11 protein-coding genes are annotated in these 13784 nt (G+C 70.1%); 8 read left to right on the top strand and 3 right to left on the bottom strand.

Going from position 1 to position 13784, the window contains the following annotated elements; all coding sequences use genetic code 11:
* Nucleotides 1–180 precede the first annotated feature (180 nt).
* A complete protein-coding gene (locus IH45_RS0131230; RefSeq protein WP_030676175.1) occupies nucleotides 181–1518 on the bottom strand; it encodes an NYN domain-containing protein in 1338 nt (445 codons plus the stop codon).
* A 275-nt stretch (nucleotides 1519–1793) separates the two neighbouring features.
* Between IH45_RS0131230 and IH45_RS1000000149515 the strand changes: the two genes are divergently transcribed.
* Entirely contained in the window at nucleotides 1794–1970 is a 177-nt protein-coding gene (locus tag IH45_RS1000000149515; RefSeq protein ID WP_199810737.1) for a hypothetical protein, read from the top strand.
* 254 nt (nucleotides 1971–2224) lie between these two features.
* Here IH45_RS1000000149515 and dnaE read toward each other — a convergent pair whose 3' ends face one another.
* Nucleotides 2225–5767 carry a DNA polymerase III subunit alpha gene (gene dnaE / locus IH45_RS0131220; protein ID WP_030676172.1) on the bottom strand — a complete coding sequence of 1181 codons (3543 nt, stop codon included), beginning with the start codon at nucleotides 5765–5767 and terminating at the stop codon, nucleotides 2225–2227.
* 203 nt (nucleotides 5768–5970) lie between these two features.
* On the opposite strand from dnaE, the gene IH45_RS0131215 reads away from it, so the two are divergent.
* The 6 genes from IH45_RS0131215 (at nucleotide 5971) to IH45_RS0131190 (ending at nucleotide 11924) form a co-directional block, all read left to right on the top strand.
* A complete protein-coding gene (locus IH45_RS0131215) occupies nucleotides 5971–7314 on the top strand; it encodes a DUF2252 domain-containing protein (RefSeq protein WP_030676169.1) in 1344 nt (447 codons plus the stop codon).
* Nucleotides 7315–7426: 112 nt separating this feature from the next.
* Nucleotides 7427–8086, top strand: coding sequence for a hypothetical protein (locus IH45_RS0131210; RefSeq protein ID WP_030676167.1), 660 nt, complete (start codon nucleotides 7427–7429; stop codon nucleotides 8084–8086).
* 62 nt (nucleotides 8087–8148) lie between these two features.
* A complete protein-coding gene (locus IH45_RS0131205; protein ID WP_030676164.1) occupies nucleotides 8149–8994 on the top strand; it encodes a thioredoxin domain-containing protein in 846 nt (281 codons plus the stop codon).
* Nucleotides 8995–9104: 110 nt separating this feature from the next.
* Nucleotides 9105–9251: a hypothetical protein gene (locus IH45_RS1000000148990; RefSeq protein WP_158813324.1), complete on the top strand. Its 147-nt coding sequence runs from the start codon at nucleotides 9105–9107 to the stop codon at nucleotides 9249–9251.
* A gap of 44 nt (nucleotides 9252–9295) precedes the next feature.
* Complete coding sequence (locus IH45_RS0131195; RefSeq protein ID WP_030676159.1) at nucleotides 9296–10144, top strand: thioredoxin domain-containing protein; 849 nt, start codon at nucleotides 9296–9298, stop codon at nucleotides 10142–10144.
* A gap of 115 nt (nucleotides 10145–10259) precedes the next feature.
* Nucleotides 10260–11924 (top strand): alkaline phosphatase D family protein, encoded by a 1665-nt coding sequence (locus IH45_RS0131190; protein ID WP_030676157.1) that lies wholly within the window; start codon nucleotides 10260–10262, stop codon nucleotides 11922–11924.
* Nucleotides 11925–11949: 25 nt separating this feature from the next.
* On the opposite strand, the gene IH45_RS0131185 is transcribed toward IH45_RS0131190, so the two are convergent.
* Entirely contained in the window at nucleotides 11950–12564 is a 615-nt protein-coding gene (locus IH45_RS0131185) for a dienelactone hydrolase family protein (RefSeq protein ID WP_032918698.1), read from the bottom strand.
* Nucleotides 12565–12668: 104 nt separating this feature from the next.
* Between IH45_RS0131185 and IH45_RS0131180 the strand changes: the two genes are divergently transcribed.
* Nucleotides 12669–13784: a mechanosensitive ion channel family protein gene (locus IH45_RS0131180; RefSeq protein WP_063763073.1), complete on the top strand. Its 1116-nt coding sequence runs from the start codon at nucleotides 12669–12671 to the stop codon at nucleotides 13782–13784.

The following is a 13784-nucleotide window of genomic DNA, read 5'->3' as shown; positions in this document are numbered from 1 at the left end:
GGGCCATCCCCGCAGGCAGCCGGGTGCCCTCGGTTCACTATCAACCCTTGGACGCCGTGCACGGTGCCGAGGAGTTGGCCCCCTGCGCGCCCCCGCCCCCAAACGAACCTGATGCGCATCCGCGCGAAGCGCGGTCCAGGCACCCCCCACCCCCAAGGGCAAAGCCCGCACGGGGTGAACCTACTCCCCCACGGGAACCCCGGCCGCGGTCCGCAGATCGACCTCCCGCCAGAACCCGGCCCGAATCGCATACCGATCATGCTCATCGATCTGATCGTCTTTGTGGGCGAGCAGCCCGAACCGCGCCGCGTAGCGAAGCAGCTCACCGTCGATGCGGTGCGGAATCCGGGGGTACTCCGTCGAGATCTGCTGAAGGTGCGTCGCGTCGGACAACCGTTCCGTCCAGCGGCGGGCGAAGACCTGCCCCACCTCGAAGGGGTCACCGCTGACCGCCGTGATGTCTTCCTCCCGGTCCGCCCAGCGCTGCTCCGCACTCGTGAGCTGCGCAAGCGTAGGCAGGGACGCGGTTTCGGGGGGCTCGCCGACCGGGCCGCCCCGCTCGACCCACCCCTTGTCGGAGGACCACCGCAGCGTCGCGCTCGGCACGGGCGCCGGCGTCGCGGTGGCCCCGCCAGGCCCGGCCCCGGGGCCGCGGTTGAGGCCGGCAAGGTCTTTCGGGGTGGGGACCGAAGCGCCCCGCCCACCCGGCGTACCGCTCTCGGCGTCCCGGTCGCCCCCACCCGGCCGAGCACACGCTTCCGGGGCGCCTGCCCGCTCCACAGGCCTGGGGCGAGCCGCCCCGTTCGTACCGTTGCGCTCGTGACCGTCCCCCCGCTCCCCCTCATGCGCGGCGGACGCCGCAGCCGCAGCCGCGGCCGCAGCCGCGACGGCGGATTCGGGCAGCGGGGCGGAGAGGATCGCGGCGATCTCCGGCCGCGGCGCGGGCGGCGGGGCGCAGGGGCCGCCGAGTTCCTTCAGGCGTACGGCGCGGGTGATCCACTCCCGGTCCAGCACCCGCCGCTCATCGGCCTCGGCGACCAGGTCCTCGGACTGGTTGTAGTCGCCGTCGGCCGCCTGGACGGCCCACAGGTGCACGGCGACGCCGTGTTCCTTGGCCGACATCAGGCCGGGCAGCAGGTCGCCGTCGCCGGTGACGAGCACGATGTCGGAGCAGGCCCGGTTGCGCGCCAGCTCGGTCAACTCCGCGTGCATCGCGGCGTCCACGCCCTTCTGGGCCCAGCGTCCGTCGCTACGGGTCAGCGCGCCGAGCCGGACCGTGACGCGGGACATCACGCGCAGCCGCCGGTGCTCGGGCTGCGGTACGCGGTCGGGCGCGCCGTCGAACCAGTAGATGCGCAGCAGCGGCCGTTCCGTATCGGCTTCGGCGCGCTGGCGCAGGCCCTGGATGAGCTCGGCGTGATCGACGGTGATCCGGGAGCGGGTGGGCTCTCCGGCGAGCAGGCTCGCGGCGGCGCCCAGCAAGTATCCGGCGTCCACCAGGACGACGCAGCGATCCACGTTCCACCCTCTTCCCTGAGGTGCTGAAGTCGGACGCCCCCCGGCTCGGCCTGTGGCACGAGGCTGTTTGCTACGGCCTTCCTTCGAGTCTGCCCGACCGTACGGGGGTTAACTGCCCGAACTCGATCATCGGCGTGGCGGATTCGGTGCCGACGGCGAACACACCACGTGACGCCCCGTATGACCGACGGTGATTGTCCGAAATGCGCCCCTCAACGTCGCGTGTAAGCCTGGTCACGGCCCCGATCCCAGGATCCCCCTCAGGAGGCACGATCATGGCCAAAAACAAGAATCGTGACCGCAATCGGCAACAGAAGGGCGCGCAGGACGCCGAGCGCAACCGCCAGGACGCCGAGAGGTCGGCGATGGAGGCCCAGGCGTCGACCCAGCCGTTCGAGGCGACCCCGAACGATGTTGCCCGTAAGCACCAGCGCCGTTTCGGTCACAACTGATCACTGTCGCGCAGCAGTAGAGGGGCGCATCCGTTTGGGGTGCACCCCTCTCCGCGCTTCACGCGCCGCTGGGCCATGCCGCTCGTCGGCAACCCGCCCCCGGTCGCTTTATTCCCGGGCTGAACAAAAGACACACCGGAGCCTACCGGGACATACGAGGCTTACCGCCAGGGCCTACCGACACGTACCGCGGCCTGCCGGTCGAAACCCACCGCGGCTGACCACCACCCCGGAGACCCGGGGCGCCCCGCGCCCTACCCCGCCAAGCAGGACGGCCCCAGCAACACCTTCAGATCCCCGAAGAGCGACGGATCGGGCGTGACCCGGTGCCGGTCCAGCCGGAGCACCGTCGTCTTGCGCGTCCCCTGGAGCTTGATGCGGACCTCGGTCGCGCCACGGTGGCTGGTGAGCACCTCGCCGAGCTTCTCGACCAGCGGCGGGGTGACCTTGACCGTGGGGATCGTGATCGTCACGGGCGCGTTGGCGCCGGCCTCGGAGAGGTCGGGGACCATCATCTCCATGGCGACCAGCCGCGGGATGTCCTCGCGCTTGTCCAGGCGGCCCTTGACGAAGACCACCGTGTCCTCGACGAGTTGGGTGGACACCAGCTGGTACGTCGCCGGGAAGAACATGCACTCGATGGAGCCGGCCAGGTCCTCGACGGTGGCGATGGCCCACGCGTTGCCCTGCTTGGTCATCTTGCGCTGGAGGCCGGAGATGATGCCGCCGATGGTGACGATCGAGCCGTCCGAGTAGTCGCCGCCGGTGAGCTGGGAGATCGCGGCGTCGGCCTTGTCGGACAGCACATGTTCGAGGCCGAACAGCGGGTGGTCGGAGACGTACAGGCCGAGCATCTCGCGCTCCTGGGCGAGCAGGTACGTCTTGTCCCACTCGATGTCGGAGAACTCGACGTCCAGACCGAAGCCGGGGCCGTCGTCGGAGCTGTCGTCGCCCATGCCGCCGAAGAGGTCGAACTGCCCCTCGGCCTCCTTGCGCTTGACCTGCACCACGTTGTCGATCATGGCTTCGTAGTGCGCGGTCAGGCCCTTGCGGGTGTGCCCCATCTCGTCGAACGCGCCCGCCTTGATCAGGGACTCGGTGGTGCGCTTGTTGCACACGACCGCGTCGACCTTGTCGAGGTAGTCCGGGAAGGAGGCGTACTTCCCCTTCGCCTTGCGGCAGCGGATGATCGAGTCGACGACGTTCTGGCCGACGTTGCGGACGGCGGTGAGGCCGAAGAGGATCACGTCGTCGCCCTGGGCGGCGAAGTTCGCCAGCGACTCGTTGACGTTCGGCGGGAGCACCTTGATGCCCATGCGGCGGCACTCGTTCAGGTAGACCGCCGACTTGTCCTTGTCGTCGCGCACCGAGGTCAGCAGCGCGGACATGTATTCCGCCGGGTAGTTCGCCTTCAGGTAGGCGGTCCAGTACGTGACGAGGCCGTACGCGGAGGAGTGGGCCTTGTTGAACGCGTAACCGGCGAACGGGACCAGCACGTCCCACAGGGCCTGGATCGCCTGGTCGCTGTAGCCGTTCTTGCGGGCGCCGGCCTGGAAGATGGTGAAGTTCTTCGCCAGTTCCTCGGGCTTCTTCTTGCCCATGACGCGGCGGAGGATGTCGGCCTCGCCGAGGCTGTACCCGGCGATGATCTGGGCGGCCTTCTGCACCTGCTCCTGGTAGACGATCAGGCCGTAGGTCAGGCCGAGGGTCTCCTTGAGCGGCTCCTCCAGCTCCGGGTGGATCGGGGTGATCTCCTGGCGGCCGTTCTTGCGCTCGGCGTAGTTGATGTGCGAGTTCATGCCCATCGGGCCCGGGCGGTACAGGGCCGATACGGCGGAAATGTCCTCGAAGTTGTCGGGCTGCATCTGGCGCAGCAGCGACCGCATCGGACCGCCGTCGAACTGGAAGACGCCGAGGGTGTCACCGCGGCAGAGCAGTTCGAAGGTCTTGGGGTCGTCCAGCGGGACTTCCAGCAGCTCCAGGTCGACGCCCTTGTTCGCCTTCACCATCTTCAGGGCGTCGTCCATGATGGTGAGGTTGCGCAGGCCCAGGAAGTCCATCTTGAGCAGGCCGAGCGACTCGCACTGCGGGTAGTCCCACTGCGTGATGGTGACGCCGTCGGTGTGCCGCACCCAGACCGGGGCGTGGTCGATGATCGGCTCGCTGGACATGATCACGCCGGCCGCGTGCACGCCCATCTGCCGGACCAGGCCCTCGACGCCCTTGGCGGTGTCGATGACCTTCTTCACGTCCGGCTCGTTCTCGTACATCCCGCGCACCTCGCCCGCCTCGGAGTAGCGGGGGTGCTGCGGGTTGGTGATGCCGTCCAGGTCGATGCCCTTGCCGAGGACGTCGGCGGGCATGGCCTTGGTGATGCGGTCGCCCATCGCGTACGGGTAGCCCAGCACGCGCGCGGAGTCCTTGATGGCGTTCTTCGCCTTGATCTTGCCGTACGTACCGATCATGGCGACCTTGTCCTCGCCGTACTTCTCGGTGACGTACCTGATCACCTCGACGCGCCGGCGCTCGTCGAAGTCGATGTCGACATCGGGCATGGACACGCGCTCGGGGTTCAGGAACCGCTCGAAGATCAGACCGTGGGTGACCGGGTCGAGGTCGGTGATGCCCATGGCGTACGCGACGATCGAGCCGGCCGCGGAGCCTCGGCCGGGGCCCACCGCGATGCCGTTGCGCTTGGCCCACATGATGAAGTCGGCGACCACGAGGAAGTAGCCCGGGAACCCCATCTGGATGATGACGTCCATCTCGTACTCGGCCTGCTTCTGGCGGTCCTCGGGGACGCCGCCCGGGTAGCGGCGCTCCATGCCGCGGCGGACCTCCTCCTGGAACCAGGTGACCTCGGTGAAGCCCTCCGGGATGTCGAACTTCGGCATCAGGTCGCGCTTCTCGAACATCCCGGTGGTGTCGATCTGCTCGGCGACCAGGAGGGTGTTGCGGCAGCCCTCCTGCCAGGCGTCCGAGGAGTCGATGGCGTACATCTCGTCCGTGGACTTCAGGTAGTAGCCGGTGCCGTCGAACTTGAAGCGGTCCGGGTCGGTGAGGTTCTTGCCGGTCTGGATGCACAGCAGGGCGTCGTGGGCGGTCGCCTCGTGCGCGTACGTGTAGTGGGAGTCGTTGGTGACCAGCGGCGGGATGCCGAGCTTCTTGCCGATCTCCAGCAGGCCGTCGCGGACCCGGCGCTCGATCTCGATGCCGTGGTCCATCAGCTCCAGGAAGTAGCGGTCCTTGCCGAAGATGTCCTGGTATTCGGACGCCGCCTTCAGGGCCTCGTCGAACTGGCCGAGGCGCAGCCGGGTCTGCAGCTCACCGGACGGGCAGCCGGTGGAGGCGATCAGGCCCTCGGACCACTGGGAGATCGTCTCCTTGTCCATCCGGGGCCACTTCTGCAGCCAGCCTTCCTTGTATGCGTCGGAGGAGAGCTTGAAGAGGTTGTGCAGCCCGGTCCGGTTCGCCGCCCAGATCGTCTTGTGGGTGTAACCACCGGAGCCGGAGACGTCGTCGCGCTTCTGGTGCGGCTGGCCCCACTGGATCTTGCGCTTGGTACGCCGCGACTCGGGCGCCACGTAGGCCTCGATGCCGATGATCGGCGTGATACCGGTCTTCTGCGCGGTGTGGAAGAAGTCGTAGGCGCCGTGGAGGTTGCCGTGGTCGGACATGGCGATGTGCGTCATGCCCATCTCCTTGCACGCCTCGAACATGTCCTTCAGCCGCGCGGCACCGTCCAGCAGGGAGTACTGGGTGTGCACGTGCAGATGCGTGAAGGGCGGCTTGGCCACGGTCGACGACCTCCGGAAGGGGAGCGGGTGATGGTGCGGTGGACGGTCTCGAAGTCTACGGCCCTCCACCGACAACCCGGGGCCCGGCACACGGGCCGGCGCACCGCGCCCGGGAGGCGGCCGCCGGGCACCCCTGAGTAGCCTCGGCCGTTGGAAGAGACGGCACACCCGTCTGCATCACTTGCCCCAGGAGGCACACCGCGATGTCGTCCCAGCACGTCCCGGCGCCGGACGCCGATCGGCGCGGCGAGGAGATCCTCGCCGTCTTCGACACCGCCTTCGGACAGCTGCTCGCCGCCGACCCGGCGGCCTTCCGCGTCAAGTTCCGGAAGATGGCCGCGTCCGCCTTCGCCTTCTACCGGGGCACGGCCTGCCTCTTCTACCACGACCTCCAGGCGCAGGACGGCGGCGCGGGCAGCGGCCCGTACGAGGACGAGCAGACCGGCCAGGTGTGGATCCACGGCGATCTGCACGCCGAGAACTTCGGCACGTACATGGACGCCACCGGCCGGCTGATCTTCAACGTCAACGACTTCGACGAGGCGTACGTAGGCCCCTTCACCTGGGACCTGAAGCGCTTCGCCGCCTCGGTGGCCCTGCTCGGCTACGCCAAGGCGCTGAGCGACGAGCAGATCGGCGAGCTGGTCGGCATCTACGCCACCGCCTACCGCGAGCGCATCCACGCGCTGGCCACGGGGGCCAAGGACGACGACGTGCCGCCCTTCACCCTGGACACCGCCGAGGGCCCGCTGCTGGGCGCGCTGCGCATGGCCCGCTCGCTGACCCGCTTCGGCCTGCTGGACTCGATGACCGAGATCCGCGACTTCGAGCGCCGCTTCACCGACGGCGGCGGCACGGTCGAGCTGGACGCGGCGACCCGCTACAAGGTCCTGGCGGCCTTCGACGGCTATCTGGAGACGCTGCCCGAGTCCAGCCTGACCCGCCCGGACTCCTACCGGGTCAAGGACGTGGTGGGGCGCCGCGGCATCGGCATCGGCTCGGCGGGCCTGCCCTCGTACAACATCCTGCTGGAGGGCAACAGCGACGCCCTCGAAAACGACGTCGTGATCTACATGAAGCAGGCGCAGACCCCGGCGGTCTCCCGGCACATCACCGACCCGCGGGTGCGCGGCTACTTCCAGCACGAGGGCCACCGCACGGTGATCTCGCAGCGCGCCCTCCAGGACCACGCCGACCCGTGGCTGGGCTGGACCGAGCTGGACGGCGCCGGGCAGCTCGTCGCCGAGATCTCGCCGTACGCGGTCGACCTGGACTGGTCGGACATCGACGACCCGGCCCAGATCGCGGCGGTCGTCGCGGACCTGGGGCGGGCCACCGCCACGATGCACGCCGCCGCGGACGACGAGAGCGGCCACTCCCTGGTGCCGTTCTCCACCGAGCGCGCCATCGACGCGGCGATCGCCGCCGACGAGGAGGGCTTCGGCCGGCTCCTGGTGGACTTCGCGCACGCGTACGGGGCCCGGGCCCGCGCCGACCACCAGATCTTCGTGGACCTCTTCCGCAACGGCCGCATCCCGGGGCTGTGAGCCCGGCCGCCCGGTGAGCCCGGTCACGGCGTGAGCCGGGGGCGAGGGGGCGCGGTCACGTGTTCGCGCCTCTTAGTCCCCTCTTACACCGGACCATGGCAGACTCGCTGCAATGGACATCTCGGCGGCACACCTGCGGGCACTGCGCGCAGCGCTCTTCACGGCGCTGTGCGTGACGCTGTCCGCCGCGGGCCATGTGCTGCTGTCCCGGATGCCGCTGCCGCTGACCCTCGTCGCCGCCCTCTCGGCCGCCGTCTTCACCGTGTCGTACGCGCTGGCCGGCCGGGAGCGCGGCTTCTGGCGCATCGCCGCGCTGCTCGTACCGCTGGAGCTGGCCGCCGACACGGTCTTCAGCACCGGCCAGCACGCCTGCTACGGGCGGGCCGGCGGGCCGGTCACCGGTCCGCTGCGGTCCCTGGGCGTGGACCTGCTGTGCGGCGGCGGCGATGTGGGCACCCCGCTGGCGCACCTGTCCGGCGACGATCCGGCGCCCGTCTCGACCTGGCTGCTGCTGCTCGCCGCGCACGTCGCGGTGGGGCTGCTCGCCGCGGCCTGGCTGCGGCGGGGCGAGGCGGCGCTGGCCCAGCTGCTGGGGGCCGTGACCGCGTTCGCGTTCCGGCCGCTGCTGCTGGCGGTGGCGGTCGTCCGGGCGCTGCCCGTGCCGCACCGCCCGGCCGCCCGGCCCGCGCGTACGGAGCCGGTCCCGCGGGCCGTCCCCCTCCTCGTGCACTGCGTCGTACGGCGTGGACCGCCCTGCTCCCTCGCCGCGTAGCCTTCGGGCCGCGGCTCATCGGACAGGAATCCGTTCACACCTTTCCCAGGAGCAGGACAGTCATGAGCAACCGCAACAGCCAGGCCAACAAGCAGGCAGCCCGTGAGCGGCTGCGCGTCGAGCGCGAGCGGCAGAAGAAGAAGGAGAAGGTCCGCCGGCAGCTGACCGTGGGCGGCGCGATCGTCGCCGTCCTGGCCATCGCGGGCGGCATCGGCGTCGCCGTGGCCAACTCGGGCGGCGGCGATGCGAGCGGCGGCGGCGCCGACAAGTGGGCCAAGGCCGCGAGCGCCAAGCTGGTCCAGCCGGCCAACACGTCCGGCAAGAACGGCACCGAGATCACCCTCGGCAAGAAGGACGCGAAGCACACGCTGTCGCTGTTCGAGGACGCCCGCTGCCCCGGCTGCGCGAACTTCGAGCAGAAGGTCGGCGAGACGATCCAGAAGGACCTGAAGGACGGCAAGTACAAGGCCTCCGTCCACCTGGGCACCTTCCTGGACAACAACCTCCAGGGCACCGGCTCCAAGAACGCGCTCAGCGCGTTGGGCGCCGCGCTCAACGTGAGCCCGGACGCGTTCCTGAAGTACAAGGAAGCGCTGTTCTCGAAGGAGTACCACCCCGAGGAGACCGGCCCGGACAAGTTCGCCGACAACAACTACCTGATCAAGGTCGCCGACACGGTGCCCGCCCTCAAGGGCAACGCCAAGTTCCAGGACGCCGTGAAGGCCGGTACGTACAACCGCTGGGCGATGGAGATGTCCGAAGCCTTCAACGGCTTCAAGGACGTGAAGAGCACGCCGACGGTCAAGCTCGACGACACGGTGCTGGGCACCGACACCGCGCAGGGCAAGGCCGCCCCGTCCACCCCGGAGGCGTTCAACGAGCAGGTCGACAAGGCGATGAAGGGCTGACCGCACGCCGTTCCCGGAGCCCCGGACCGATGCTTCGGTCCGGGGCTCCGGCGTACGCCGATACCGAATCTTGACCCGGCGGATCGCCGTGCTCATGGCAGACTCCGGGCATGGCCGCCGTGTCCGCCGCCGGTCCGCGCGCGGTACGCCGCCGGATACGCCCCATACGTCCGCTCCCCCGGCCCCGGCCGCTCACCCGGCTCGGCCACTGCGTCGTACGGCGCGGTCCGCCCCGGCCCCTGACCACCGCGTACTGAACGTGCACGCACCACGGAATCGGGACAAGGAGTCGGGAAGCACCATGAACGACCGCAACAGCCAGGCGAGCAAGCAGGCGGCCCGCGAGCGGATCCGCGCCGAGCGCGATCGGCAGAAGAAGAAGGAGAAGGTCCGCCGGCAGCTCATAGTGGCGGGCTCGGTGGTGGGTGCCCTCGTCGTCGCCGGCGGGATCGCCTTCGGCATCATGAAGGCGAACGAACCCACCGGGTGGGAGGCGGCCAAGGAGGCCGACCTGGTCAAGCCCGCGAACACCAGCGGCAAGGACGGCACCGAGATCGTCATCGGGAAGCCGGAGGCGAAGGAGACCCTGGAGGTCTTCGAGGACGTCCGCTGTCCGGCCTGCGCGAGCTTCGAGCAGAGCGCGGGCCCGGCCCTCCTGAAGGGCATGGAGGACGGCCGCTACAAGATCCGCTTCACCATGTACACGTTCATCGACGGCGGGCAGGGCGGCGAGGGCTCGAAGAACGCGCTCAGCGCGCTCGGCGCGGCCCTGAACGTCGGCCCGGAGGCGTTCCTCAAGTACAAGACCGCGCTGTACTCCGAGAAGAACCACCCGGAGGAGGCCGACGACGCGTACGCCAAGGACGCGAAGCTGCTCGCGGTGGCCGACCAGGTGCCGGAGCTGAAGAACAACGAGAAGTTCCGGACGGCGGTCAAGAACGGCACGTACGACCGCTGGACGATGGAGATGACCGCGCTCTTCGGCCGCAAGGGCGTGACCGGCACCCCGGCGTTCCTGCACGGCGACAAGAAGCTGAAGCTGCCGCCGGTCCCGCAGCAGCAGATGACCAAGGAGCAGTACTACGAGCTGGCCACCGCCAACTTCAACAAGATGATCGACGACGAGTTCGGTCCGGCGAAGAAGAAGTAGCGGGGGGGAAGCAGGCGGCGGCCGCGTCCGGTTCGGCGGACGGCGGTTTACGGATCGGCGAACTTTGTGCCGCGGCCCTCCCCTATCGCCCTACGCGACAGTATGGTCATCGGCCGTGACCGACCATGACCAGATAACCCGCCGCACCGCCGTCACGGCAGCAGCCGCCTCCGCCGCCCTGCTGCCCTTCGCCTCCGCGAGCCCGGCCCACGCCACCGGGGCACGCGCCGCCGACCGGACCCGTACGGGCGCGCCGCAGGTCTTCCAGCACGGCGTGGCCTCCGGTGACCCGCTCCCGGACGGCGTCCTGCTGTGGACCCGCGTCACGCCCGAGCCGGGCGCGGTGCCCGGCTCGGGCCTCGGCCGGGACACCCCGGTGGGCTGGGAAGTGGCGGCGGACCAGGACTTCGGCTCGGTGGTCGCGCGGGGAACCGCGACCACCACGGCCGCGGCCGACCACACCGTCAAGGCCGACGTACGGGGCCTGGCGCCCGCCACCACCTACTACTACCGCTTCAGCGTCGAGGGCACCCACTCGCCCGTCGGCCGCACCCGCACCGCCCCCGCGCACGACACCAAGGCCCCCAACGTCCGTTTCGGCGTGGTCTCCTGCGCCAACTGGGAGGCCGGCTACTTCTCCGCTTACCGGCACCTCGCGGCCCGCCGCGACCTGGACGCGGTGCTGCACCTCGGCGACTACATCTACGAGTACGCGACCGGCGGCTTCCCCGCCTCGGGGAAGGTCGTACGGCAGCACTCCCCCAAGCACGAGATCATCACGCTCGCCGACTACCGCACCCGGCACGGCGCCCACAAGACCGATCCCGACCTGAAGGCCCTGCACGCCGCGCATCCGGTGATCGCGATCTGGGACGACCACGAGTTCGCGGACAACGCCTGGTCGGGCGGGGCCGTGAACCACACCCCGGGCACCGAGGGCGACTGGGCGGAGCGGATGGCCGCCGCCAAGCGCGCCTACTTCGAGTGGATGCCGGTACGGACCTCCACGGCGGGCACCACCTACCGCCGGCTGCGCTTCGGCAAGCTGGCCGATCTGCACCTGCTCGACCTGCGCTCGTTCCGCGACCAGCAGGCCGGGGTGGGCAGCGGGAAGGTGGACGACCCGGACCGTACGATCACCGGGCGGGCCCAGCTGGACTGGCTCAAGGCCGGGCTGGAGCGCTCGGACACCGCCTGGCGGCTGGTCGGCACGTCCGTGATGATCTCCCAGGTCGCCTTCGGGTCCGTACCGGCCCATCTGCTGGCGCCGCTCGCCGAGCTGCTCGGGCTGCCCAAGGAGGGCCTGGCGGTCAACACCGACCAGTGGGACGGCTACACCGACGACCGCCGCGAGCTGCTGACGCACCTGCGCGACCGCGGCATCGGCAACACCGTCTTCCTGACCGGCGACATCCACATGGCGTGGGCGAACGAGGTGCCGGTCAAGGCCGCGACCTACCCGGGCGCGCCGCCGGTCGCCACCGAGTTCGTGGTCACCTCGGTCACCTCCGACAACGTGGACGACTTCCTGCACGTCGCCCCGCACACCGTCTCGCTGGTCGGCGTCGCCGCCATCCGGGCCGCCAACCGCCATGTGAAGTGGCTGGACATGGACTCGCACGGCTACGGGGTCCTGGACGTGACCGCCGAGCGCACCCAGATGGACTACTTCACCGTCTCCGACCGCGCCGACCCGCACGCCACCACCGCACTGGCGCGCTCGTACCGGACCCTCTCGGGCACCCAGCGGGTGGAACGGGCCCGGCAGCCGGTGCGCTGACCGGCCGCCCGGCTCCGCACAACCGTTACAGCGAGTCGAGGAAGCCGAGGGCGACCTTCCAGGCGCTCTCGGCGGCCTCCGCGTCGTAGTCCGGCAGGCCGGGGTCGGTGAACAGGTGCCCGGCGCCCTGGTAGCGGTAGACCTCCACGTCCGCGCCGGCCCGGCCCATGCGCAGGTACCAGGCGTTCAGCCAGTCGTGCGGCTCGAACGGGTCCGGGTCCGCGACGTGCAGCTGTACGGGCAGCTCGTCGACCGCCGCGTCGTCGGCGATGTCCGAGGTGCCGTGCATCAGCAGCAGCCCGCGCGCCTTCTCGTCCCCCAGGGCGAGGTTCTGCGCGACCGCGCCGCCGAACGAGAAGCCCGCGTAGACCACGCCCCGGTCGGAGTACGGCGCGGCGGCGACCACCGCGCGGCGCAGCAGCTCGTCCTTGCCGATCTCGTCCTTGATCACCACGCCGTCCTCGACGGTTTCGGCGGTCCGCCCGTCGAAAAGGTCCGGCACGACGACCTCGTGTCCGGCCTCGCGCAGCCGGTCGGCGGCGGCGTGTACCGCGGGTCGCAGACCGCACACCGAGTGGAACAGCACAACCGTCGAGGCGTTTGAAGACGGCTCGGACGGCGAGGTGGGCGAAGAGGCCACTGAGTTCACTTCCCTGTCATTGAATCGCACTTCCACCATCGTGCCAGTTACGGTCGGGAGGAACCGGCACGAAGCCGACCACATCTAGGAGGACCGAAGTGTCCATGGAGGACGTGCTTCGTCCGCTCATCGTCGTAGGCGGCTCCATAGTCGTGACGCTCATTCTGGGCTGGCTGGTCGACCAGGCACTGCGCCGGGCCGACACCGCCCGCCCCGACACGCCACTGTGGGGCCTGCTGCGGCGCTGCCGCGTCCCCCTGCAGGTGGTGCTGGTGACCGCGCTGCTGCGCGGGTTCTACGACAGAACCGGTGTGGCCTTCATCGAGGACCACGAGGACGGTCTCGGCCAGATCCTCTCCCTGATCCTGATCGCGGCCACCGCCTGGCTCGCCATCCGCGCGGCGGCGGCCATCGTGGAGTCCTCGTACTCCCGCTACGCGGCGGGCGCGCGGGACGCCGCCCGGGTGCGCCGGGTGCGTACGCAGGTCACGCTGATCCAGCGGGTGGTCACGGCGATCGTCATCGTCGTCGCCGCCGCCTCGATGCTGCTGACCTTCCCCAGGATGCAGACCGTCGGCCAGTCCATGCTGGCCTCCGCCGGGCTGGTCGGCATCGTCGCCGGTGTGGCGGCGCAGTCCACCCTCGGCAACCTCTTCGCCGGCCTGCAGATCGCCTTCGGCGACATGGTCCGCATCGGTGACACGGTCGTCGTGGACAAGGAGTGGGGCACGGTCGAGGAGATCACCCTGACCTTCCTGACCGTACGGACCTGGGACGAGCGCCGGATAACCATGCCCGTCTCGTACTTCACCAGCAAGCCGTTCGAGAACTGGTCGCGCGGCGGCGCGCAGATGACCGGCACCGTCTTCTTCCACCTGGACCACGCCGCGCCGGTGGAGAAGATGCGGCACCGGCTGCACGAGATCCTGCAGAACAGCACCGACTGGGACGGCCGCGGCTGGAGCCTGGTGGTCACCGACACCACCCCCACCACGATCCAGATACGCGCCCTGGTCACCGCCCGGGACTCGGACGCCATCTGGTCGGTGCGCTGCGAGGTCCGCGAGCGGATGATCGACTGGCTGCGCGCCGAGCACCCGTACGCGCTGCCGCGGGTCGTCACCGCCGCCGCCCCGGACGGCGGGGAGGACCCCACCCGGCTGGCGGACGGGCAGCGCACTCCGGGGACTCTGGACAAGGGGCCGGGGCTGGACGGGTGA

This window comes from Streptomyces rimosus subsp. rimosus (genome assembly GCF_000720725.1).
Lineage (GTDB): Bacteria > Actinomycetota > Actinomycetes > Streptomycetales > Streptomycetaceae > Streptomyces > Streptomyces rimosus_A.
Note: the sequence above shows the minus strand (reverse complement) of the source record. Positions and strands in the feature narration are given on the sequence as shown.

What these genes read in the sequence shown, in the direction of transcription:
- IH45_RS1000000149515 (WP_199810737.1), top strand. Translation starts at nt 1,794, where the DNA reads ATGGCCAAAAACAAGAATCGTGACCGCAATCGGCAACAGAAGGGCGCG.
- IH45_RS0131215 (WP_030676169.1), top strand. Translation starts at nt 5,971, where the DNA reads ATGTCGTCCCAGCACGTCCCGGCGCCGGACGCCGATCGGCGCGGCGAG.
- IH45_RS0131210 (WP_030676167.1), top strand. Translation starts at nt 7,427, where the DNA reads ATGGACATCTCGGCGGCACACCTGCGGGCACTGCGCGCAGCGCTCTTC.
- IH45_RS0131205 (WP_030676164.1), top strand. Translation starts at nt 8,149, where the DNA reads ATGAGCAACCGCAACAGCCAGGCCAACAAGCAGGCAGCCCGTGAGCGG.
- IH45_RS1000000148990 (WP_158813324.1), top strand. Translation starts at nt 9,105, where the DNA reads ATGGCCGCCGTGTCCGCCGCCGGTCCGCGCGCGGTACGCCGCCGGATA.
- IH45_RS0131195 (WP_030676159.1), top strand. Translation starts at nt 9,296, where the DNA reads ATGAACGACCGCAACAGCCAGGCGAGCAAGCAGGCGGCCCGCGAGCGG.
- IH45_RS0131180 (WP_063763073.1), top strand. Translation starts at nt 12,669, where the DNA reads ATGGAGGACGTGCTTCGTCCGCTCATCGTCGTAGGCGGCTCCATAGTC.